The following is a 23,751-nucleotide window of genomic DNA, read 5'->3' on the forward strand; positions in this document are numbered from 1 at the left end:
GGCAAGAAAATGTTATATATTACGATCGCTATTTTAGCTGGTGTTTCTATCGTTGTTGCTAGAATTATTAACGCGAATTTAGCAGCGAAAATCGGAAATTGGGAAGGCACGTTTTTTAATTATATTACTGGATTATTTTTCTCTATGTTATTTTTAATTTTCAGTTCAGATTCATTGTATATTCCAATGCAGACGTTACAATCTATTCCTATTGCTGTGTACTTAGGCGGATTAGTAGGCGTTATCGTTATTTCATTATCCAACTATATTACTCCTAAAATATCAGCCTTTTATTTAACATTACTCATCTTTATCGGACAATTATTTGCGGGGACTATTATTGATTTCTTCCTGACAAATGAACTCTCAATCGGTAAAGTTATCGGTGGCATTTTCGTATTAATTGGGCTCACTTACAATTTACTCATAGATCGCCCGATAAAAACTGTGAAGCATAACCAAGTTCAACTATAATACTTTACGCTTACCTATCATATATTAATAGAAAAGCTCTTCACACGAAATAATAGAAAGGAGAAAACTCTATTAAAAAAATTATTTTATTGCTAGGTAGCGTATTAATTATTTGTGGAATTGTATGGTTTGTAAACTCGGGAAAATCTATTCAAGATCTCTATACTGCAAACAAACCGAAAAAGAAAGCTACTATTATTTCAAGCTCGCGAGATCCAAATGAGCCCCCTGTTTTTTTAGGAAAGCAGGAAATAAAAGATATACATGTAGAATCAATTAAAACAAAAAAGGATATCTTTCTCACAAAAACAGATGAATTAAAAACATTTATTAACAGTATGAATACCGCAAAAAAAGGCAAATTAACATTGGATGAAGAAGGATCAGATTTAATAGATTGTGATATGTGGATTACTTTCGAGGATGGAACTTATAAAAAATATTTCATATGGATAGTTGATCATCACAGCAGCGAAGTGATGATTGCGCAGCAAGATACTCCTGATGATGTAAACCTTACGTACTATCAGTTAAACGAAGATAGTTCACAAAAAGTTTATAATTTATTTAAAAAAATTATTTAAACGAAAAAGTCATGAGCACGCGAACTCATGACTTTTTGCACTATATATATTCCGGGAACACTCTACAACCCTTTTCCTGCTCTATATCATGACCAAAGAAAATAATTGGTTTCTCTTTTTTCACAACTTCTTTTAAACGTTTAATTGAAGATAAAGCTAATTCTGGATCAAATCCTGCGAACGGCACTTCATCTTCAAAATTCTCTTTCGTGTATGATGCATCAATCGTTAATAAAACTGAACCGGATTGCTCCGTTTCAATGAATAGCGACTGATGGCCTGGAGAATGACCTGGCGTATACAATAATTGAACACCTGGTACCACTTCATAATCCCCTTCAATAATTTTGTAGTTCAAATGCGGTAATATACATTCTTTCATATATTCTTCTCTATGAAGTGCTGCCTCATATTCCGTTCGCTGCACAATAATCGGTGTATTTGTAAAAGCACCGTTTCCTCCTGCATGATCAAAATGTAAGTGAGAACTAATAATATATAAAATGTCGTCCGGCTCATACCCTACACGCTTTAATATATTCACGATTCTATCTTCTTCAGTCATTTTCGGTAAGATCTGTCCTTCAACAAATGTACCGTTAAAAAGCCCTTCATTATTAACTGCACTTTCTGGCATACCTGTGTCTACTAAAATAGGACCTTCTTCCGTCTCCAAAAGATAACACCACACCGGCAAGTTTAATAGTTTCCCCGGTGTTAACGCACTGTTAACAGACGAATGATCCAACATACAACGACCTGCTGGGATGAAATAAAGTTTCTTTACTGTCATTATGTATCCACCTTTACATTTAGTTTTGGATAAAGTAATACATTAAAAAATTCTTCTTTTTAGAAATAAACTCCTTCTAGACTATCAGTGCAGCTTGCATAAAAAAGAGGATATTTTTTTACATAGCAGTATTTCACCAACTATAATATAGAAGTAAAGAATTCTTACTTTAAATGAAACATTAACACCGATTAACGCTGAAAACTTAAAGAAAGCACATGCACTACTTGAAAGCGGGCACACCATTGGGAAAATCGTATTAGAAAAATTTTAATCATGATAGTGACAGATAGTATGTGAAATTATATTAACAATTTTTCGAATATATCTATCATAACGTACAATATATCAACGATTTTTCAAATATATCTATCACAAATCAAATTATATCAACGATTCGACAAGTTATATCAATTTATCAACAAATAACAACAATAAGAAAAGGCTGTTCCAGATGAACAGCCTCTTCTTTATTTACTTGAAATCTCTTTATTATTTTGAACGTCTAACGGAGCTCGCTTTCCTATTCCGAAAGCATAGAAACTAATTGTAACGATAGCTAAGAAAATAATACCTACAACTAATGAAATGCGTGTATCATCGTTAAACCACATTCCGATTAATACCATAATTAAAAAGGCAATTGTTAAATAGTTTGTTACAGGAGCAAATGGCATTTTGAACGGATGATCTTTCATCTCTGCTCCCTTTTCTTTCCTAAAACGAATTTGACTAATTAAAATGACGAACCATGGTACCATACCAGGAAGTACACTCGCACTATATACATATACGAATAAGTTTTTCGGTGCGATGTAACTTAAAACAACACCAACCGCCAGACCGATAATTACGCCAACTGTACCAAATAAAGGTACACCATTTCCAGAAAGTTTCGTGAAATATTTCGGTGCTTGTCCATTTACACCTAACGTATAAAGCATACGACCAGCACTATAAATACCACTATTACAACCAGACATTGCTGCTGTAATAACAACGAAGTTAATAAGGCCAGCTGCTGCCGTAATACCAACCTTCGCAAAAGTTGCTACGAACGGGCTACCAATTGTACTTAATTGATCCCACGGATACACAGTTACAATAACGAAAATAGCACCGATGTAGAAAATTAAAATACGCCAAATTGTACTTTGAATCGCTCTTGTAAGTGTCTTCTTCGGATCCTTCGCTTCACCAGCAGTAATACCGATTAATTCCACACCTTGATACGCTCCAACTACAAGTGATAATGCAAAGAAGAATCCTGAAAAACCACCTGTAAAGAAACCGCCATTTGACCAAAGATTAGATATGCCAATCGCTTCTCCACCGTTACCAATTCCGAAGAAAATAAGGCCAAATCCTGCAATAATCATTAATAGAATCGTAACGATTTTAATCATCGCAAACCAAAATTCAAATTCACCAAATGACTTAACAGAAATTAAGTTAGCTGCACCAAGAATAACCATTGCAATTATACCTGGTATCCAAGCTGGTAAATCCGGGAACCAATATTGCATATACGCTCCAACCGCGATAATTTCTGACATCCCAACGATAACCCACTGGAACCAGTTACTCCACGCTGTCATATAACCAGCTAGTGGATGAATATACTTATGACCGAATGTCGCAAATGAGCCTGTACTTGGCTCCATATACAACATTTCTCCCATGGCACGCATGATGAAGAAGATGAAAATACCTGCAATTGCATAAGCAAGCATTACTGACGGACCTGTCCATTTAATTGTGCTGGCTGACCCCATAAACAAACCAACACCAATCGTTCCGCCTAAAGCAATCATTTGAATATGACGTGCTTCTAAACCTCTTTTCAATTCTTTGTTTGCCACTTCACTTCCCCCTCTTAGATGATTCATAGCCGCATTTTAACACAAGATGCTTTCCCCTAATTCCTTTTTTGGCCCTGAAAATGATGAAGCAAACGTCATTTTACACTAGCTTTAAAGCTATCCTAAAATCGTTTTGTGCTCCTAATAAAATTCTCAAAACCTTTCATCTTCCAATATTCTATAAATCTTAAAATTACTTACCTTATATTAATTCATTAATCTGAAAAATTCAATTATTTTTTCAATAAATTATTATACATAAGTCTGATTAATTTTTAACTAAATTAACAATAAAATACATCTATTCAATATGATTCCGGCATGTATATTATTACAATATAAATAACCGAGGAGATGCTATCTTCCTCGGTTTCATATCTCAAATACTTCAACCTTTATAGTTGATAACGTAATTTCCCACACATTCGATTCATATACCAATAAGAAATTTAATATATTAATAAACTACTAACTTCTTTACCCCAGCCAAATTTTGAGGCAGAAACCTTTCTGCCTCAAAACAACGGGATAAAATATAAAAGAGTCTCATTAAAAAATGAGACTCTTTTACAATTTCATATTTAAATCGATTTCGAAGTTTGCTTACCAAAGATAAATACCCTAGTAAACACTGCCATTATAACTACAATAACTAGAAAATAAAGTGGCATCACCAGTAACGAGCCCGTATGCAATTGACTCATTCCCCAAATTGTCATCGTTACAATTACATAGTATCCTAAGCTAAACAACGCTCCAGCTGTACCAATGACATCTTGAAAATCTACTAACGCTAAACTTAAACAATTAGGTAACGATACTCCAATTCCTAATAACAATATAAACATCGCTATTAAAAATACAACCATATATATTACATTCGGATTTGATCCCACAAACGTAATAACAGATAAAAGGATAGCTCCTCCTGTCATTACGAGACAACCGATATATATAATTTTCTCTGGTTTATAAGTAGCAAGTAAACGTTTTGAAATTTTCGCTCCAACAATAGAAGCAGACGCTACAACAATTCCTAGAAAGCCATACATACTAGGCGATAACTGAAAGTATTCAATAAAGATAAACGGCGCTTCTGCATAATAGCTAAATAAAACACCATTTGCTCCTCCAATTAATAGCCCATACGTTACCACTTTTGGATTTGTAATTAACCTCTTCAAGACTGAAAATACATTTATTTTATTCGTTACTGAGCCCGTTTTTGTTTCAGGAAGAGAAACAAACGTATACAGAAAAATACCGATACTCATAACTACTAAACTTAAAAATACTATTTTAAATCCAAACATTTGATCAAGAAAGCCACCAATTAACGGTCCTATCGCTGGTGTAAAAGCAATGACTGCTGAAATTTGAGCAAACATAACATGCCTCTTATGCCCTTCTACACTTTCACGAAGAATCGTTTGCGTCACAACTGATCCTGCACTTGCTCCAAACGCTTGAATAAAACGACTTACCAATAAAACTTCAATGGAATTTGCAATAAAGCACAAGAAACTCCCAGCGCCATATACGACAATTCCAAATAACATTGCTGGGCGACGGCCAATTATATCTGATAGCCATCCAATAAAAAATACACCTAAAGCAAATCCAGCAAAATACACACTAAGCGTTAACTGCACCTCATTATTACTTACATGTAACGCCTTTGAAATGTCAGGTAAAGACGGTGTGTAAATCGTTTCACTAATTTGCGGAAATGCGACAAGAATAATCATTAACAAAAGTGATGGTACTGAGACTTTTTTCATTTTTCATACCCTCCTATAACTTTGAAAATCTCAGAAGTAAAAAGACTTTCCTAAGCTACGGAACAGGAGGGGCCATTATAGAAATCCGGTCATAAAACAACAAAGAAAACACCTCAATTACGTATGTTAATACTTATAGGAGGGTAATATTAACATCGATTTTTAAATATACTTTTTCAATTATATTACATATTAATTTTATTTTTCTAGTATTATCATTTCGAATGCTCTTTTTATATTAGTGAACAAATAATAAACACCATAAAAGATAACAACTTGATATGAACGCCTTATTATGGAATAATTAGAAATAGTTTGAATTAATGAACCTGATTATAAAATGATAGACTCATATATTCCTAATGTCATAAAGTTGAACAAGTAGGAGGATTTTCGTAATGATTGAAATTTTAAGGACAGTAGTAAACTTCCTAATTTCTCTATTCTCAGGAGAATTACCCTTTGTGTATTATGTATGGATTATTACCCTATTCCTAATTCAAATAATCCAATCTACTCTGAACTATAAGCTTTTTAACAAGAAAAACAATTTCAGCACTTATATATCGGAAGGATTACTTGCTTTTATTATTTTATTGTTTGGAGGAATATTAGTATCTAAGTTACTTGCTTACATAATAGACGATTCTACTATTAGTATGACGAATTTAACACATTATTTTGTTTCTCTTATCATATTAACTATATTTGTTGTAATAACCTGTGTTAAAGACTTTATAGAGGCATCTATAAAGAATAAAAATACCTCTCTTTTTAGCTTTTTAGTAATTTCCTTAATAACAAGTATACTTTCATTCAAGTTTTTATCACCTTTAATTGAAGGTTCTTTTTCTCTTTCTAAATCTTTTATAACTACTTTAATCATTCTAGTAACTATATCAATCCCTCTATTAATTTCCTTAGAGGATAAGTATGCAGACGAAAAGGAAACGGAAAATTTATAGATTCTCATTTACATAAAAGAAAGAGGGAGCTCCCCTCTTTCTTTTATATCGTTCTATTTCACAAGACTAAATCATTCCTTTTAATATTAATCCTAAAACTGACATTATTATCGCGCTAATAATAATTCGCAAAATCCAAGTAGTGTTTGTACTTATTTTTTCTAATTGCTTATTGATTGTTGCTATGTCTTTCTCATTAATAGTGGTACGCGTTTCTAAATTTCGAATGTCTCTCATAATTTCTTTTTGCTCCGCCTTGAGATTGTCAATTTTAGCGTAAACATCTTCCATATATTCACACCCTCTGTTCATCTTAATAGAAAAATCTATATATATTATGAGACAACCCTCTTACCTGTGAATACATTGCGTATATCCGCGTACCAATTTTTTTGTACAATCTAATTGAATTACTCACATGTTTCCATTCTTCTATTTATAAATTAGCGTTGAGATACATTAAAATTAGAAAAGGAATCCCTTGTTTATTTAACAACAAACAAGGTGCAATCCACCATTCGGGAGCACCTACGATAATTTCTATTGTTTTCATATTTACAACTCCATATAATCAGTATGATTTTCTGAAGAAGCCAATTTTTGAACTGCTTAAAGTATACTAATATGAATACGAAATAGCTGTATTGATAAACTCTCTAGAACAATAAATATACTGGCTGAAACGGATCTATATCCAATATTTTTTCCAGTAACATGAATGGTTATTTCTGATAAATGCGTTTGTACATCATTGTTTTCAAAAATTTCATCCTCAACCTTTACAATATCTGCTTCACAATCTACTTCTTTAAAAGTTTTCAATAATTTTGTTTCCAATAAACTACAATCAAAGCTCTCATCTTTTATTACGGCAAATTTAACCTTCATATCGATTTCCCCATTTTTAACAAACTAAAATCACTAAATCAATATAAATATATATTATTCTATTAAATAATTCAAAATATACGCTTCTTATATACATTATTAAAAATAGGTTCTAAAGAATTAAATGAAAAAAGAAATTACATATACAAATCCCCTCTTTCAACCAATCAATATAGAATTCCCTTATGCCCAATGATTAAAATCTTTTCATATTAAAGCCGTAGATTCTAAGGACTTTTTGTTTTTATATTGATAAGTCATTTCTTGAATTTTGTATCATCGGAATTAATAATATAGTAAAACAAATTAAATATTAGGCGTTCAACTAATCTTTCATATAATTCGTCTCTTAATTATTTTGCTCATTGCGCTTTTTTATTTCCCTCACTATTTCAACTAAACTTTGTGTAATAATACATATTTCAAATACATTATTTCCTTTCACTCATACTTTTATCATTGAGTTTTTATTCACAAATTCGTAACACATACATATGAGTTATCATGCTAAAATTAGTTTATTCACAAGAAGAAGTTCTTCTTAATAAATCAATCATTTTTAATACCCTGTTTAAAGCCTTGCCCCCCTGCAAGGTTTTTTCCTATTTAAATAGAGTAGTAGTTTTCATTATGCTTCTCTCCCCCTTGTTCCTTACCCTACAAATAATACTTCATATTTATTTTAATTTTTCAGCATCCGTACTCGCTCTGTTCGAGAGCTCTTTACCAAATATTCAATCTAATGATAAGATTGACCAAATTAATATTTTAGTCCATAACTGTATCAAAAAGTACACTAAAGAAAAAATAGCACTCTCACAATTAAGTAAACGCGAGCTTTTTCTTCTATCTACTTACTATTTAAGGTTAATAGTGATATAACCAGATTTAAAAATTCGACTTAAATTCATTGATGAATGGAGAGGTTTATATGAAATTGAAAGACAAAGTAGCAATCATAACTGGTGGTGCAAGTGGAATTGGCGAATCTACTGTTCGTCTTTTTATCGAAGAAGGTGCAAAAGTAGTTATTGCTGACTTTTCTGAACGTGGAAAAGAACTATCAGATGAATTGAATGCACATGGATATAATACGTTATTTATTAAAACTGATGTAACAAAAGAGGCAGATATTAAACAGCTAATTCATGAGACAGTAAGTACATACGGTAAATTAGATATTATGTATGCCAATGCCGGCGTTGCTGATGATGCACCAGCAAACGAATTATCCTATGAAAAGTGGAAAAGAACTATTGATATTAATTTGTCTGGGGTATTCCTTTCTGATAAATATTCGATTGAACAATTCCTTAAACAAGGTACAGGTGGTGTCATCGTTAACGCTGGTTCGATTCATAGTTTTGTTTCATTACCTACCCCAACAGCATACTCCTCTGCAAAAGGTGGTGTGAAACTATTAACTCAAAATTTATGTACTGCCTACGCTAAATATGGAATACGTATTAATGCGGTGTGCCCCGGTTATATTGACACCCCTTTACTTGGTAGTGTTAATCCTGAACAGAAAGAATATTTAGCTTCACTTCATCCACAAGGCAGACTTGGAACACCAGAAGAAGTCGCTAAAGCTGTCTTATTTTTAGCAAGTGATGATGCTAGTTTTGTTAACGGTACAACACTTCTTGTTGATGGAGGCTATACTGCACGTTAATTTAAAAATTTTGAAGCACCCTAAGAAATTTATAGTCTTCAACAAGAAAAAGCGCCATCACAAGTGACGGCGCTTTTTCTATGTAAGAGCAACTAGAAGGTATCCTTCTAGCCTACTCCCATTTATAAGTCCAAAACTGTTCAAGTTGCAGCCATTTTAATGTTGCTGCATCTTTGTTTTTTATTTTTGCATGCGTGTCTTCAAGCATTGCTTCTGTTTGTGAACGGTGCGCACCTAATGCAGTTAATTTATGATCAAATACTTCACTAATGTTATTTACAACATCCGGTTCTCCTAATACTGCTTCACGATTTTTCGTAATCGCAACAGCATGGATAACTGGGCGCTCTTCTTTTGGCATACGTGATACAGCGCGAACGACAGCGCGGCCAAATGCATTATGATCTGGATGTACACCGTGCTCTGGATAAAATGTAATAATTCGAGATGGATTTACTTCTTGAATAATTGCTTCAATTTTGTCAGCAACGAAATCAACATCTTCAAATTCTAACGTTTTATCATGGAAGCCAAGCATTCTTAAATCTTTAATACCCATCGCTTCACAAGCATCTTTCAATTCTTTCTTACGGATATGTGGAATCGTTTCACGGTTAGCGAATACGTTCTTACCCATGTTACGTCCCATTTGTCCTAGAGTACCACATGCATACGTTACAGGTACTCCTTGATCTGTTAATAAGCGAATTGTTCCTCCCGCAGCATATGCTTCATCATCTGGATGCGGAAATACAACAAGTACATGTCTCTCCATAAGTTTCCCTCCTTCTTACTTAAATGGTGTTAAGCTTAACTCAAGTGCAACTGCTAGACGACCTAAATTATCATGTCCAGCTAATAATAAACGCTCTTGATCGTCTACTTCCCAGTGCGTAATACCTTCAGCATATACCCAACCGTGATCCATTTTCAAACCAACTCGGTATGGATTTGTTCCAGTTATCTTCCCGCGTTCAAAACGGATAATCGCATTTCGAATGAAAGCACCAACTGTCATCATCTTTTCATTTATGTGTGATGCATACGCTCCGTTTGTCGTTTCTAAATGAATATATACATCTTTATTTACAAAACGTTCAATTTCATTTTGAATAAGAGAACTATCTTTTACTATTTCCATCGGAATTCACCTCTTTAAACCATTTTACGCAAAAATAATGTAAATTGCTATCTCTATATTAGAGGACAACGCTCACTTTTCCTAATAATTTGCACTGTGTTTTTTATATTTTTTATATGATATGTAAAAAATACATTTTTTCCTTCACTTTGTTAAATAGTTTTCTTTCTTTTTTGAATTTGCTACAATATATTTTATCCCGTATTATTGCAACGAGATACATTTCGACAATTGAATACATAATTTAAAGAAGGTGACATGATTGGAACAGTCAGCACATGAAGTAGCAAATTGGCAATATTATTTTGCAATTGCCGTATTTTTAATCACGTACGGATTTATTATTTCTGAGAAATTGAATCGTGCTGTAATCGCACTATTCGGTGCTGCTATTATGATTATTTTTGGAGTTGTAGATTTACATACTGCTTTCACATCACATATTCAATGGGAAACGATTACCCTTTTAATTGGGATGATGATTCTCGTACATATTACGAGTCAATCAGGCGTCTTTGAATTTGTGGCCATTAAAGCGGCAAAAGCAGCTGGTGGAAAACCGATTCGCATTTTATTATTACTATCCCTATTAACTGCTGTCGGATCAGCATTTTTGGACAATGTAACGACTGTTTTATTAATCGTTCCTGTTACATTATCCATTACACGTATTTTAAAAGTAAATCCTGTGCCTTATTTGATTTCAGAAGTGCTGTTTTCAAATATAGGCGGAACAGCAACATTAATCGGTGATCCACCTAATATTATGATTGGATCAGCAAACAAGCATTTAGACTTTAACGCCTTTTTACTTAACTTAGCTCCAATCGTAATTATTATTTCTATCGTGACACTTGGCATTATTTACTTCATGTATCGTAACAAACTAAAAACAACACCTGAACAAATCGAAAAACTAATGGCATTAAACGAAAAAGATTACATTAAAGATCAAAGCCTCCTTTTAAAATCTATTTCGATTTTAGGACTAACTATTTTAGGCTTCGTACTTCATTCGATTATTCATGTAGACGCTGCTGTTATCGCGATGACAGGCGCTACACTTCTTATGTTAATCGGCGTGAAAGAACATGATATTGAAGATGTATTTGCCCATGTTGAATGGGTAACCATTTTCTTCTTCGCCGGATTATTTGTTCTCGTTGGCGGGTTAATTGATATCGGACTTATCTCTTCACTTGCAAGAGAAGTAATCGACGTAACAAACGGTGACATCGGATTCGCAGCTATACTTATTTTATGGGTATCTGGCATCGCATCTGCGACAATCGACAACATCCCATTTGTCGCAACGATGATTCCTCTTATTCAAGACTTAGCTACAGGACTCGGACTATCTGTCGATTCTCCGCAAATCGAAGTACTATGGTGGGCGTTATCTCTTGGAGCTTGCTTAGGAGGAAATGGAACACTAATCGGTGCATCTGCAAACGTAGTCGTTGCTGGTATTGCAAAACGTGAAGGACATGGCTTCTCTTATATGGACTTCTTAAAAATTGGTTTACCATTAACTATTGTTGCACTCTTGTTATCACATGCTTATATATATTTACGTTATTTAATGTAAAAGTTGCATTGCATGAAATTATATCGTCAAATACAAAAGGTTTGCAGCATCCGTGCTGCAAACCTTTTTTCATCACCAAAATATACCGATAATTGCTAAACCACCTAAAATCATACCACCAATTTGTCCGACAATTGTTGGTGATAATTGAACACCTTTTCTCACTTCAACAACTGGTCTTTCGTGCCTTAGTTGCTGCACTTCACTTTGAAGTTGGTGCACACTTCCGTGTAACTCTTTAATAAGTTCTTTTAATTCGGCGACCTCTTCATTTACTGGTTTTGCCTTTTCTAAATTCATTTTACATGACTCCTTATAAATTCAATCAACACACTGTAAATTTTCGCCAATTACCATTATATCTCCTGCATACTACATATATAATTTCGAATGTACTTTCTAACCTTGCAGCTCTATCCATTCATCCCGCAATATCCCCATAATCATACGGTCAAAACACTTCCCATCTCTTTGAACCGCTTCTCTCATACAGCCTTCCATTTGAAAACCCATCTTTTTATACAATGCAATGGCAGGTTTATTATACGAAATAACATCGAGACCGATGCGGTGTAAATTCAATTCATAGAAAGCATACTTTAGAATAAGATGTATTGCTTCTTTCCCATATCCTTTTCCTCTATCATTCGCATCTCCTATACCAATGGCTAATAAACCTGTTTTGTTATTCCACTCTATACCATGAATCGCCACAAAACCAATTAAGCGATCTTCTTGAACTGTCCTTACCATGAAAGAAACACTATTCGATCTCCGTCCTTTTAATAACTCATCACTTGCTATTTCTTGTAACGATTGCGGAAACGCTACATCTGTATCGACATTTCTTAAATACTCACTATCCTCTTGCCACATAACCATTACTACAGCATCTGATTCTCTAATAGCGGATAATTTTACAATTTTATTTTGAAAAAGATTCATCGTCATTTCAAACTCCCCCTTTTTTAATAACGGGGATACTTATTTTAGCCTATTTATCCCCTTGTTCCATAAACTGCTTTATAAACGGGATACTTACAATAAGCGCTGACATTGGCACATCTCCTCTACACGAAATTAACTTCATTGTATAATTTTTCGTTTATTCTAACAATAATAAAAAGCCCTCCAAATTTAGAGGGCCTTTCCTAATAGCAAAACTATATTATTTCGTAAACATTTTCTCTGCTTCATCCATTGCCATTTTGTTACCTAAAGCAGAATAGTCAAGCCATGGTTGGTCATTGATAATATATACATGCTTGCCTTTAACAGCTTTTAAGTCTTTCCAAATTGGTGTTTCTTGAAGTTGTTTAAATGCAGCTTTTGCTTTATCATCTCTATTTACAACAACGAAAATCGCATCTGCATCAAAGTCAGGTAATACTTCTTGTGAAATGACTTCGAAAGGACGTTTTCCATTGATTTTCTCTACACCATTTGCAGGTTGTAATCCTAAGTCTTGGAATAAAATTGGTCCCATCGGTCTTTTCGTACTAAATACACGTAATTCTTTTGCAGTAACGCGAATTGCCATTACTTTTTCGTTATTACCTAGCTCTTTATCTATTAAACCTTTTACTCGTTTTGATTGCTCTTCGTAATCTTGAATATATTGATCCGCTTCTTTCTCACGGTTTACAAGTTTACCAACTTGTTTTAAATGGTCTCTCCATGTACCTTCATCTAAATTGAAAGTATGCGTTTTTGCAATTTTTTCGTATTTCGCTACATCTTTACCAGCATATTTTTCATCAACATAAATGTCAGTTGGCTTTAATTGAAGTAACGCTTCCATATTCGGATCTGTTACTACACCAAGCTTCTTCGTATCTTTCAACTTCTCTTTAGCGTGCGGTAAGAAATCTTTTAAATCTCCACCAATAACAGAACCTACTGGTGTAATTCCTAATGCAAGTAAATCATTCGTTAAATGAATAGACATTGAAGCAATTTTTGGGTCATTACTTTTTTCCGTTTTTTTCGTTGCCTCTTCATTGGCTGTCGTTTGACCACATGCTGCTAATACTAAAATACACATGATGCTAAATAAAATAGTAAGTTTCTTTTTCATATGTTCTCCTCTTTGAAGTATTTATTTTGTTTTTGTAAGTAAATAAAGAAAATACGGCGCTCCTAAAGCTGCCACTACTACACCAGCTGGAATAGAGTTTGGCTCAAATATAGAACGACCTATCGTATCTGCTAGTACTAAAATAATCATTCCGATAATGCCAGCTAAAGGAAGAAAGTGTTGATATGTAGTACCTACTAACTTCCTCGCGATATGCGGAGCAACTAAACCGATAAAACCAATCCCTCCTGCCATCGATACACTCCCGCAAGATAATCCAACCGCTGTAGCTAAAAGGAGTAACCGTTCTTTTTGAACAGAAACACCAAGTCCCGCTGCCACACTATCACCGAGTGACAATGCATTTAACGTTTTAGATTTTAGCCATGCATACGGAGTTAGTATGAAAATCCAAGGTAATAATGCAAGGACATGAATCCAATCCCTTCCCCACACGTTACCAACTAACCATCTAGAAGCGAATGTATATGTCTCATCATTTAACTTGAGAGAGAAAAATAACGAAATTGCACTAAAGCCAGCTGAAACCGCGATACCAACGAGAATAAGTCTAATGGGAAGTAAACCTTTTGATCGATCACTCGCAAGTAAAATAATAAGAAATGCAGCTAATACTCCTCCGCCAAATGTAAATAACGGTATTAATATCGATGCATTCTCATTAATAGAATGAAAGAAAGTAACGAATATAATTAGCCCGAAAGATGCACCTGAATGCAGTCCAAGAATACCAGGATCGGCCAACGCATTCCTTGATAACCCTTGCAAAATCGCACCGGAAATCCCAAGGCCAATACCAGCTAACATTGTGATTATAATTCTTGGCATACGATAATCGTACAGCACGGTTGCACTCTCAAAATCACCATGACCGAAAAGCGTTTGAATTACTTTGAGCGGTGCAATGCTAAGTGTCCCCGTATTTAAGCTAAGCAAAATGACAGCGATACTAATACAACCAAATATTGTAGTTACAGTAACGGCTCTCGTTTTATCTGTGTTTAAAATCTTCTTCACTTACAACTCCCTCCCAACTTTACGTGCTGTATAGAGGAAGAACGGAACTCCAACAAGAGCCACCATAATTCCTATCGCCAGTTCTTTAGGAGGGTTTACTGTTCTTGCCCCTAGGTCAGCTAAAACTAATAACATAGCACCTAATAATGCTGACATAGGAATAATGAGTCGATAATTCACACCAACTAATTTTCTAGCAATATGCGGGATAACTAGTCCTACAAATCCAATAGAGCCAACAGCTGAAACAGATACACCTGCAAGAATGACTACTATAATCATCCCTAGTATTCTCGTTCGGTTCGTTTTTACTCCTAAATTCGTAGCGACATCATCCCCCATTGATATGAGTGAAATAGACCGCCCTAAAATTGTCGCAAAAACAATTGTTATGAGAATAATAGGAACTAAAAATTTCAAGTGTTCCCACTTAACCCCTGCAACACCACCAGCGTACCAAAAAGCTAAATCTTGACTTAAGTCATAATAAATCGCGACACCTGAACTTAACGAATGTAAAAGCGCAGCCATAACTGCCCCAGCGATCGTTAATCTCATCGGTGTTAATCCGCCTGATGTGGCCGATCCGATAATAAAAATGAGTACTGTACTTAAGACCGCTCCAATAAAGGAGACAATCATTAAATAGGAATACGGCATATGCGGAAAAAAGGCAAAACTAAGTGCTACTACAAACATCGCACCTGCATTTATGCCAAGTACACCTGCATCAGCTAAAGGATTTCGTGTTACTCCTTGCATAACAGCCCCAGCGACCGCAAAAGCCGCTCCTACAACTGCTGCGCCAATTACCCTTGGGAGCCTTAATTCGTAAATGATTTGATGCTGCGTTAATTTCGGATTGTAATCAAAAACCGCTGTCCACACCGTTTGCAAATGAATATCCTTTGCACCAAATGCGACGGCCAAAAATATAGATCCAATTAAACATATAATTGTTAAGCTCATAAAACATATGAACTTAATATGTATCCAGCGGTTATTGCCAGCATGTATAGTAGACTTATGTAACATGTTTCATTTCATCCTTTATATGCAGTTGTTTTTTATAATTATTTTTAATTTATAATCATTACTGATAATAATTATCATTTTCATTTAGATATTATATCCTCACTTTTTTTAAATAGCAAACTATTTTTTTACTTCGTTAAATATTAAAATACTTATTACAATTCCCTTCCAAAACTTACAAATACACGCAAAATAGAATACTAGCTTATTTTTAAAAGTGTAGTATACTTAATCATTATTTTGAGTTTTCAAATAAAAACATCCAAGGTGATGCAATGTTATATATAAAACAACTACTCTATTTTACTTATGAACAAGCATTATCCTGCTTATTCCCAGTCGTTATTTTCTTAACACTAGCCCTTTCAAAAATCGTTTCGATCCCAGGGTTATACCGCTACGATTTCATACTCATCGTATGCCTTCTTATGCAGTGGGTTATGTACAAGACTGGCCTTGAGACGAAAGACGAATTAAAAGTAATTACTGTCTTCCACCTCATCGGCCTTTTACTAGAAATATATAAAGTTCATTTCGGTTCATGGAGTTATCCGGAAGAGGCATATTCAAAGGTTTTTGGAGTTCCACTTTACAGCGGCTTTATGTATGCAAGTGTTGCCAGTTACATATGCCAAGCGTGGAGAAGATTGCATTTACAAATGCATCATTGGCCGAAAGCTATTTTTGTAATACCTCTAGGAGCACTGATTTACTTCAATTTTTTCACACATCATTTTCTATACGATTTTAGATGGTTCTTAACGTTACTTCTATTCATCGTTTTCTTTCGAACATTTGTGGAATTTTCATTACGAGGCGTTACATATAAAATGCCGCTCGTTCTCTCCTTTTTTCTTATCGGATTCTTTATTTGGATTGCAGAAAACATCGCAACATTTTTCGGTGCATGGCAATATCCAAACCAACGGGAAGCTTGGAATCTCGTTCACTTAAGTAAAATCAGCTCATGGTTTTTACTCGTTGTTATTAGCATTATGATTGTTACACAACTCAAACATTTGAAAGAGTCGAAAAAATAATGCTGATTATGTAAAAATAGTTAGCCCATCACTAATTAGAAAGTGATGGGCTTTTTACCTTCCTTATTAAAGGATTTACACATTATGAACTACTACTAGCAGAAGATGTTGCTGCAGATGAAGCGGCAATCGTTGCCATCATAGCAGCCTGTTGTGCTTGTATGAGGACTTCTATCATTGTTTGTAAACCTGTGTTGGTAGTTTTACTTTCCTCACCTTTCTGACTTACGAACAGTTGAATAGCAATAAGAATATTTGTATCTGTATGCCAACGGAACAATTTATCCCCCTGCAATTTTTCAATAAATGCTCTAATAGAATGAATCTCTTTTTCTCCATCCTCGAGTAACGCTAGTAACCCGATAGCTGGGTAATGCATCTGTTTTACTTTTACCTTTTCTTGCTTTAACAAATTCCATATATTTGTGCATTTTGCGACTAACAGTTCTTCCCTGACATCCTTCTTTAGTGAAAGAATATGACTCAAAAATTGAAGATCATTCCCTTTATGCAAACCAGCTGTCGCTAGTTTCTGATAAAGGCGTTCCACTCGGTCCATAAGTGTGTCTACATTCTCTGATTGTCCTGCTAATAAAACCGCGAGCGGATAATCATTTGTACTTGTAAGAAAGAGGTGATCCTTTTTCATGCGTTTATATACTTGCATCGAGCGTTGAATGTGCGCGCCATGCTGTTCATTTTCTTCTGTTAAAAGTACAGCTGCTGCGAGATAAGTAAATATACTCCGGCTAAACCCACCAGTGACCAATTGTTCATATAAATCTAAAAACTCCCGAAAAGCTTTCTGGTAATCTGTAAAGTGAATATCTAATGTTGCTGCCACTACAAAACGATGATAAGACTTTAAGTATGAAAACATCCCTACCTGATTCTTAATATAACTACTAATTTCTAAAAAACGTCCGAGATCAAACAGTTTATCACTACCTGCATACATAGCAGCAATCATCATTCCTGTTCGAGAATCGCTCGTTTTCCATTTTAGTTCTCCCTTTAACTGTACATATGTATGTTTATATTGCTCCAACTTTTGCTCTAATGTAATCATAGTATTCACCCCTATTTCTAGTTCTTCTCTATCATTATACTTATATTCCATATTTAGGAATACTACAATTAATAATCACACCATAAAAATTATAAAATCCTCTTATCCTTCTTCATCAGCATCACGATGATAATCCCTAATCCTTCAAGAAGTTAAACAAAAAAGGTAGATAATAATTTATCTACCTTTTTTGTTTATATCATTTAACATTACACCTGTATTGCTTGTTATATGCAATTAAGACTAAAGAGCTTTAATAATACGTTCCATCGCCTTCATTTGTCCAATATGATCAGCTTCATGATAAAGCATCATACCGTAAAGCTCACCAACTGTTTCCAATCCTAGAAATGGCTCTGGCAGTTTATTTTCAAATGCTTCTGCTGGAATTTCTTTAATACGTTTTGCTTGTTCTTTTAATTGGACCGTTAACACTTCTAATGATGGTCCTTCTGTTGTCCATTTAGATGGTCTTGATCCATATCCAAACATACCTGGATATTCAGTTGGTAATTGTTTGAATTCTTTTCCAAACATGAAAACTTCTGCTGCCGTTAATACATGACCGATATGCCAACGAATTGTATTGTTAAAACCCTCTGGCTGCGTATCTGCAATTTTATCATCTAGCGTCTCCATAAATTTAAGTAATGCCCCGCGCGTTATTTCAAATTGTTTTAGACCAATTATTCTATTCATTTTATCGTTCTCCTTCTTCATGTACATTTTATTATGAACTAAGAATGTTCAATTCATTAAAGTTTCACTTTGTTTAATCTATCAGAAACAATGAAGAAATACATCTAATATGCTTAGTAAAAATAATAAAAAGGTTCACCTCTCGTACATATAGAATTACTTATTACACAAATAGTTTAGTAAATAAAAGAGGAGTGTTAATTTCATGTTACATGTTTTAAAACAGCAATATAATCTTATTAGCTCTACAAGAGAAACTCTATTTTCGTTTTTGGAAGAAATCCCAGTAGAAAAATTACATAGCACAGTTCCTAATTTCGGGAGCGGTAGCATTATAAAGACTCATATTCATGTAGCCGATTGCTACCGATACTGGCTTGGATCATTCGCATTTAAACAAAAGCGAGTAGACTTTTCATTTGCTAGCGATTACGAAATTGAGCATGCAGATGTGAAAAAAGTTCGCGCTAGATTTAAGTTAGTAGATGAGACTGTACAACGTTTTTTAGATGAATACAATGACCGTTGGCTCGAAAATATTGCAAATGAAGTAAAGTGGCAAAAAGGGCCTTGGAGTACAACTCCGCTATGGCTTTTAACTCATACGGAAACCCATGAGTTTCATCATAAAGGACAAATTGTATCAATGGCTAGGCACCTTGGATATACTCCTCCTGATACAGACCTTAGTTAATACATTCATGTTCATTTCAAAGCGGAATGAGTAGCAAGAATAATAGTATGATCAAAAAACTCGTTGATACATTTTGTTGTGTATAAAACTTTTATTATTTGTTTTAGGTATACCATACCATTATAAAATTCATGTAACATCGAATTAAGGTTCATATTTTTTATGTAACTCATTGAAGAAAGTTTAAGTATTTATACATTCAATTACTAACTAAAGGAGAAAATTATAATGAGATTAGAGAGCGAAAGAATTTATTTAAGGCCTCTTTGCCAGCTAGATGCTCCTATTATATTAGAAAGTACAATGGATGATGAAATAAGATATATGACTGGAACTAAGTCCACTTTTTCATTGGAGCAAATTACGAAACATATAGATCATATAAATAATGATTCAAGTCGCTATGATTTCGCTATTTGTTTACAAAGTACTGAAGAGATGATTGGAGAGTTGTCGATTTTAGATATCGATGAGGAGAACAAAAGAGCAGGATTCAGAATATCAATGCTTTCCATAGCATTAACAGGACAAGGTTATGGAACTGAAGCTATTAAAATCGTTTTAAGATTTGTTTTTGAACAACTATCATTAAATCGTTTACAGTTAGAAGTATTTAGCCATAATTTACGCGGAATTAAAGCTTATGAAAAAGTTGGTTTTGCAAAAGAAGGAACCTTACGTCAATCTTTATTTTATAACGATACATACTCAGATGAAATTATTATGGCCATACTTAAAAGCGATTATATAGAGAGACCTTTGTAAATGAATGTACTTAATCTATTAAACAATTTTAAAGAACCTTACCACAATAAAATGCAGTAAGGCTCTTTCATTTTTATATCAAATAACAGCTCTTAAAACATGTATAATCGTATCAATACCAAATAGTCTCCGCATAATTATATGCATCACTATTCGGAATTGCATGTTTCCCCTGCGCTTGTGCTTTTCTTGGATCTAAATCATATACCATTGGCGTATAGCATGATGTTTGCCCTTTATTTACAACACCATTTCCTCCAGCACTTCCGCAAGTGTATGCCTTTCCATCTGTTTTTCTAACAATCCTTGCATCAGCTTCATTATTATAAACTGCCAGGCGAGTTACAGTAACTTTTGCCCACGCTGTTTTACACGTCGTGCTAAATTTTAATTCCACATAAGAATTTGAATCAATCCACTTCTTTTCTTTCGTTACTGCTGATTGATCACAACTATTGTAATACGGACTTTTCCCATCATACGAATGGTCTTCTGCAAATGCTTTATCATTATTGGTCGTACTAAACACACTAGTTACGACGAGCAATGCCAGACAAAGACATGCGCTTACCTTTTTAATAAGTTTCACAGGATTCCACTCCTTTATTAATAACGTCCAGTTTTCCCGTAACCATTATTAATCGTCACTGCTTCGGCATCAGCTGTATAACCAAAATCAGCAGTTAAATCAAACACCATTCCTGTATAAGTGCTCGTTTGCCCCGTTTTAATTGCTCCATTACCACTATTAGAATCTACTGATTTTTGGAATACACCATTTTTATATTTATTAATAACAGCGTAAGCATATACTCCTCCAGAAACAGAAGGTGCTGGTTGATCTAAAACAAGCTTAGACCATGCCGCATGACATGTATTACTGTAACGTAAATACACTGTTCCTACTTTTTTACTACCTTCATAAACTGCTGTAGACTTTGCATTAAATCCATCTGCATCACATGTTGTACTTCCCCCGTATACTTTCGTTGTTGCTGGATTTTTTCCGTCATAATAGCTACTCAGATCAGTAGCTGCAAATGTACTTTCTTGAAAACTAAATAATACCCCTACACTCGCTACACTTAACACACATACTTTCATTAACTTTTTAAACATTGTAAATCTCCTCCCTCAAAATAAGTACGTTTACTAAAGACAATCTCCTCCCTATGTACGCCCCTCCTTTCATGCTGCCTAGAGGCATCTTACAGAAACGAATAAAAGTTGTAAATTCCCTTACGATTATTGGAATATACGAAGAAATTTACGTATCCGTCTAAGAAAAAAAGTTGAGAAATACACATTTTATAACATCCTTTATTTCAACTATAAAAGAACCGATACTTGTTACATGCAAGCATCGGTTCTTTTATACAAAATTGCCATTTTTTCTTTTATATAAAATAAATATTTCTCCACTTAATCTGTTGTAAAAAACTCCCTCGTTACATCAATAAATTGCTGCAGTGGTGCTGTCATCCATTTATCTTTATGCCAAGCAATTTGTGTATAAATTGGAGGTATTGTTTCGTTTAACATTAACTCCTTTAACGTCCCTTCCCGTATATCTTTTTCTACTACTATCGCTGGTAAAACGGCTATACCTAAATCTGCAATAACACATTGTTTAATTGCTTCCACACTAACAAACTCAATTTTATTTGCTGGATATAGATCTTCCCCGCGAAATAGCTCTTCAAATAAAGTTCTATATGAGCAGCCTAATTCTGTTAATAAAAGTGTTTCACTCTCTAAATCTTTTATAGAAACAGTAGTCTGTTCAAGTAAAATATGCCCTGGAGCAGCTACTACTTTTAATTCTTCTTTCATAAGTGGTTCCACATGTAAAACATCTTCTGTTTTACATTCGTCCAAAATAAATGCAAGATCTACTTTTCCCTCCATCAATTGTTCCTTCGCATCTTTATTGGAATGTGCTGGTTTAAATATAAGCTTTATTTTGGGGAATTGTATTTTAAACCTCTTTAATATAGAAGGCAGTCTGTATGTACATTGACTTTCTTGTGCACCAATTATTAACGTACCTGCTATTTCCTCATCATCTTTCACGGCCGTCTTTGCTTCGTTACTAAGTGCGATTATCTTGTCTGCATATAGTTGAAACTTTCTTCCTGCTTCAGTTAAGAAAAGACGTTTCCCTAATCTCTCAAATAGTGGTGTATCGAGCTCAGCCTCTAACGTTTTAATTTGTGCTGTAACGCTCGATTGAGCAAAGTTTAATTTCTTCGCAGTTTGTGTAAAGTTCAAAGTATCTGCTGCTACTTTAAATGTAATTAATTGTTTTATCTCCATTTATCATCCCTCTTTTTCAATCGATATTTCCGATTGATTTCATCGGAATAATCCTCTTTGTCTATTGATATTTATATTGTATGATAAAGAGCATCGACAAACAATAAAATGGAGGTATTCCATATGAAAGCACTTTGTTTCGAAACATTCGGAGATGCTGATGTACTTCAATATAAAGAAATCCCTGATCCAATCATTAATCCAAATGAAATTCTTATCCGCACGAAAGCAATCGGTCTAAATTTCGCAGATATTTATAGACGCCGTGGTGATTATCACCTCGCTGGTAACCCTCCTTATATATTAGGTTATGAAGGCGCTGGTATCGTTGAAGAAGTAGGTGCTAACGTTACTACTATCAATCCTGGAGACCGTATTGCATTTGCTGACGTTCCATTCGCAAATGCAGAATTAGTTGCCGTTCCAGCAGAAAAAGCAATCCCGCTTCCAGATTCAATTTCTTTTGAAACAGCCGCTTCTATCTTATTGCAAGGTCTAACGGCACATTATTTAACGAAAGATAGCTATCAAATAAAACAAGGTGATACAGCTTTAGTCCATGCTGCGGCTGGTGGCGTTGGTCAACTTCTTATTCAAATGATTAAACTACAGGGTGGAACAGTAATCGGTCTTACGTCATCAACCGAAAAAACCAAAGTAGCCACGTTAGTTGGGGCTGATCACGTATTTTTATATACTGAAAAATGGCATTCAAAAGTACTTGAAATAACAAATGGTACTGGAGTAAATGTTGTATATGAATCAGTAGGCTCTACACTAGAGAAAAGTTTTAACGCTACTAAAATCGGTGGTACTGTCGTATTTTACGGAATGGCCGGTGGTAATCCTGCGCCCATTGATCCACGTATGCTTATGGATACTTCGAAAACTTTAACTGGCGGAGACCTTTGGAACGTACTTACTACTTTTGAAGAACGTAAACAGCGCTCTACTCAATTATTTGATTGGATCGCTACTGGAAAATTGAACATTGCAAGTCCTACTACATTCTCTTTACAAGACGGTGCCCATGCACATGAATTATTAGAGAGCAGAAAAAGTACTGGGAAGATTTTATTGATCCCATAATTCATAAAATGAAAAGAAAGCTAGATTAAAATTTTGTGAAGACCTATAGTGAAAAAAATTGATAAATGAAAGGACATAACATATTTTATATAACTAATATGTTATGTCCTTACTTCTTCAAATAACGATCCCATGTATCACTCGAATAATTTTTGAGCTCTTTTCTCAATTAAAACTC

General features: G+C 34.3%; 26 protein-coding genes and 1 pseudogene. 10 read left to right on the forward strand and 17 right to left on the reverse strand.

Annotated elements, in window-relative coordinates; all coding sequences use genetic code 11:
* Nucleotides 1-9 precede the first annotated feature (9 nt).
* Both ES895_RS20040 and ES895_RS20045 read left to right on the forward strand, forming a co-directional pair.
* Entirely contained in the window at nt 10-474 is a 465-nt protein-coding gene (locus ES895_RS20040) for a DMT family transporter (RefSeq protein ID WP_000965802.1), read from the forward strand.
* An 89-nt stretch (nt 475-563) separates the two neighbouring features.
* Nucleotides 564-1,058: a YhfM domain-containing protein gene (locus tag ES895_RS20045; protein WP_087948614.1), complete on the forward strand. Its 495-nt coding sequence runs from the start codon at nt 564-566 to the stop codon at nt 1,056-1,058.
* Between the two features lie 40 nt (nt 1,059-1,098).
* On the opposite strand, the gene aiiA is transcribed toward ES895_RS20045, so the two are convergent.
* The gene (gene aiiA / locus ES895_RS20050) at nt 1,099-1,851 is read right to left on the reverse strand and encodes a quorum-quenching N-acyl homoserine lactonase AiiA (protein WP_097995144.1); all 753 of its coding nucleotides are present in this window, start codon (nt 1,849-1,851) and stop codon (nt 1,099-1,101) included.
* Between the two features lie 166 nt (nt 1,852-2,017).
* Between aiiA and ES895_RS20055 the strand changes: the two are divergent.
* A pseudogene (locus ES895_RS20055) lies at nt 2,018-2,125 on the forward strand (zinc-binding alcohol dehydrogenase family protein); the annotation flags it as partial.
* A 196-nt stretch (nt 2,126-2,321) separates the two neighbouring features.
* Here the strand turns inward: ES895_RS20055 and ES895_RS20060 are convergent.
* Nucleotides 2,322-3,713, reverse strand: coding sequence for an amino acid permease (locus ES895_RS20060; protein ID WP_001284405.1), 1,392 nt, complete (start codon nt 3,711-3,713; stop codon nt 2,322-2,324).
* Nucleotides 3,714-4,294: 581 nt separating this feature from the next.
* The gene (locus tag ES895_RS20065) at nt 4,295-5,494 is read right to left on the reverse strand and encodes a multidrug effflux MFS transporter (protein WP_097995143.1); all 1,200 of its coding nucleotides are present in this window, start codon (nt 5,492-5,494) and stop codon (nt 4,295-4,297) included.
* Nucleotides 5,495-5,892: 398 nt separating this feature from the next.
* Here ES895_RS20065 and ES895_RS20070 point away from each other — a divergent pair, with 398 nt between their 5' ends.
* On the forward strand, nt 5,893-6,459 hold the full coding sequence (locus ES895_RS20070; RefSeq protein ID WP_097995142.1) for a DUF5823 family protein: 567 nt from the start codon (nt 5,893-5,895) through the stop codon (nt 6,457-6,459).
* A gap of 66 nt (nt 6,460-6,525) precedes the next feature.
* Here the strand turns inward: ES895_RS20070 and ES895_RS20075 are convergent, their stop codons facing one another.
* Both ES895_RS20075 and ES895_RS20080 read right to left on the reverse strand, forming a co-directional pair.
* Nucleotides 6,526-6,750: a hemolysin XhlA family protein gene (locus ES895_RS20075; protein ID WP_000390458.1), complete on the reverse strand. Its 225-nt coding sequence runs from the start codon at nt 6,748-6,750 to the stop codon at nt 6,526-6,528.
* A 318-nt stretch (nt 6,751-7,068) separates the two neighbouring features.
* Complete coding sequence (locus tag ES895_RS20080; protein WP_000865018.1) at nt 7,069-7,347, reverse strand: hypothetical protein; 279 nt, start codon at nt 7,345-7,347, stop codon at nt 7,069-7,071.
* A 931-nt stretch (nt 7,348-8,278) separates the two neighbouring features.
* Between ES895_RS20080 and ES895_RS20090 the strand changes: the two genes are divergently transcribed.
* Nucleotides 8,279-9,022 (forward strand): SDR family NAD(P)-dependent oxidoreductase, encoded by a 744-nt coding sequence (locus ES895_RS20090; protein WP_000768017.1) that lies wholly within the window; start codon nt 8,279-8,281, stop codon nt 9,020-9,022.
* 112 nt (nt 9,023-9,134) lie between these two features.
* Here the strand turns inward: ES895_RS20090 and bshB2 are convergent, their stop codons facing one another.
* Both bshB2 and ES895_RS20100 read right to left on the reverse strand, forming a co-directional pair.
* Nucleotides 9,135-9,797 (reverse strand): bacillithiol biosynthesis deacetylase BshB2, encoded by a 663-nt coding sequence (bshB2, locus tag ES895_RS20095; RefSeq protein ID WP_000439483.1) that lies wholly within the window; start codon nt 9,795-9,797, stop codon nt 9,135-9,137.
* Nucleotides 9,798-9,812: 15 nt separating this feature from the next.
* On the reverse strand, nt 9,813-10,163 hold the full coding sequence (locus ES895_RS20100) for a YojF family protein (RefSeq protein ID WP_000407045.1): 351 nt from the start codon (nt 10,161-10,163) through the stop codon (nt 9,813-9,815).
* A 262-nt stretch (nt 10,164-10,425) separates the two neighbouring features.
* Here ES895_RS20100 and ES895_RS20105 point away from each other — a divergent pair, with 262 nt between their 5' ends.
* The gene (locus ES895_RS20105) at nt 10,426-11,751 is read left to right on the forward strand and encodes an ArsB/NhaD family transporter (protein ID WP_000437992.1); all 1,326 of its coding nucleotides are present in this window, start codon (nt 10,426-10,428) and stop codon (nt 11,749-11,751) included.
* A 72-nt stretch (nt 11,752-11,823) separates the two neighbouring features.
* Here the strand turns inward: ES895_RS20105 and ES895_RS20110 are convergent, their stop codons facing one another.
* The 5 genes from ES895_RS20110 to ES895_RS20130 all read right to left on the reverse strand — a co-directional run bounded on the left by ES895_RS20110 (nt 11,824) and on the right by ES895_RS20130 (nt 15,901).
* A complete protein-coding gene (locus tag ES895_RS20110) occupies nt 11,824-12,051 on the reverse strand; it encodes a coiled-coil domain-containing protein (protein WP_001047304.1) in 228 nt (75 codons plus the stop codon).
* Between the two features lie 99 nt (nt 12,052-12,150).
* Nucleotides 12,151-12,702, reverse strand: coding sequence for a GNAT family N-acetyltransferase (locus ES895_RS20115; RefSeq protein WP_135238591.1), 552 nt, complete (start codon nt 12,700-12,702; stop codon nt 12,151-12,153).
* Between the two features lie 217 nt (nt 12,703-12,919).
* Nucleotides 12,920-13,828: an iron-hydroxamate ABC transporter substrate-binding protein gene (locus tag ES895_RS20120; RefSeq protein WP_098348156.1), complete on the reverse strand. Its 909-nt coding sequence runs from the start codon at nt 13,826-13,828 to the stop codon at nt 12,920-12,922.
* A 21-nt stretch (nt 13,829-13,849) separates the two neighbouring features.
* Nucleotides 13,850-14,866, reverse strand: coding sequence for a FecCD family ABC transporter permease (locus tag ES895_RS20125; protein ID WP_000722683.1), 1,017 nt, complete (start codon nt 14,864-14,866; stop codon nt 13,850-13,852).
* Entirely contained in the window at nt 14,867-15,901 is a 1,035-nt protein-coding gene (locus ES895_RS20130; RefSeq protein WP_048568282.1) for a FecCD family ABC transporter permease, read from the reverse strand. It abuts the gene before it with no gap.
* 275 nt (nt 15,902-16,176) lie between these two features.
* Between ES895_RS20130 and ES895_RS20135 the strand changes: the two genes are divergently transcribed.
* Nucleotides 16,177-16,941 carry a DUF817 domain-containing protein gene (locus ES895_RS20135; protein WP_001969367.1) on the forward strand — a complete coding sequence of 255 codons (765 nt, stop codon included), beginning with the start codon at nt 16,177-16,179 and terminating at the stop codon, nt 16,939-16,941.
* 82 nt (nt 16,942-17,023) lie between these two features.
* On the opposite strand, the gene ES895_RS20140 is transcribed toward ES895_RS20135, so the two are convergent.
* Together ES895_RS20140 and ES895_RS20145 are read right to left on the reverse strand one after the other, a co-directional pair.
* Complete coding sequence (locus ES895_RS20140; protein WP_002103418.1) at nt 17,024-18,061, reverse strand: DUF4003 domain-containing protein; 1,038 nt, start codon at nt 18,059-18,061, stop codon at nt 17,024-17,026.
* A gap of 192 nt (nt 18,062-18,253) precedes the next feature.
* Nucleotides 18,254-18,730 carry a DinB family protein gene (locus tag ES895_RS20145; RefSeq protein WP_002196761.1) on the reverse strand — a complete coding sequence of 159 codons (477 nt, stop codon included), beginning with the start codon at nt 18,728-18,730 and terminating at the stop codon, nt 18,254-18,256.
* A gap of 184 nt (nt 18,731-18,914) precedes the next feature.
* On the opposite strand from ES895_RS20145, the gene ES895_RS20150 reads away from it, so the two are divergent.
* On the forward strand, nt 18,915-19,403 hold the full coding sequence (locus ES895_RS20150; protein ID WP_000903461.1) for a DinB family protein: 489 nt from the start codon (nt 18,915-18,917) through the stop codon (nt 19,401-19,403).
* Between the two features lie 228 nt (nt 19,404-19,631).
* The gene (locus ES895_RS20155; RefSeq protein ID WP_001235431.1) at nt 19,632-20,168 is read left to right on the forward strand and encodes a GNAT family N-acetyltransferase; all 537 of its coding nucleotides are present in this window, start codon (nt 19,632-19,634) and stop codon (nt 20,166-20,168) included.
* A gap of 112 nt (nt 20,169-20,280) precedes the next feature.
* Here the strand turns inward: ES895_RS20155 and ES895_RS20160 are convergent, their stop codons facing one another.
* The 3 genes from ES895_RS20160 to ES895_RS20170 form a co-directional block, all read right to left on the reverse strand.
* Nucleotides 20,281-20,757 (reverse strand): DUF2690 domain-containing protein, encoded by a 477-nt coding sequence (locus ES895_RS20160; protein WP_000767004.1) that lies wholly within the window; start codon nt 20,755-20,757, stop codon nt 20,281-20,283.
* A 17-nt stretch (nt 20,758-20,774) separates the two neighbouring features.
* The gene (locus ES895_RS20165; RefSeq protein WP_000473748.1) at nt 20,775-21,287 is read right to left on the reverse strand and encodes a DUF2690 domain-containing protein; all 513 of its coding nucleotides are present in this window, start codon (nt 21,285-21,287) and stop codon (nt 20,775-20,777) included.
* A 303-nt stretch (nt 21,288-21,590) separates the two neighbouring features.
* Nucleotides 21,591-22,484: a LysR family transcriptional regulator gene (locus ES895_RS20170; RefSeq protein ID WP_135238592.1), complete on the reverse strand. Its 894-nt coding sequence runs from the start codon at nt 22,482-22,484 to the stop codon at nt 21,591-21,593.
* Nucleotides 22,485-22,607: 123 nt separating this feature from the next.
* Between ES895_RS20170 and ES895_RS20175 the strand changes: the two genes are divergently transcribed.
* The gene (locus ES895_RS20175) at nt 22,608-23,573 is read left to right on the forward strand and encodes a quinone oxidoreductase family protein (protein WP_135238593.1); all 966 of its coding nucleotides are present in this window, start codon (nt 22,608-22,610) and stop codon (nt 23,571-23,573) included.
* The last annotated feature ends 178 nt before the right edge of the window (nt 23,574-23,751 follow it).

The sequence above is a fragment of the Bacillus sp. 007/AIA-02/001 genome (assembly GCF_004634455.1).
GTDB classification, from domain to species: domain Bacteria; phylum Bacillota; class Bacilli; order Bacillales; family Bacillaceae_G; genus Bacillus_A; species Bacillus_A cereus.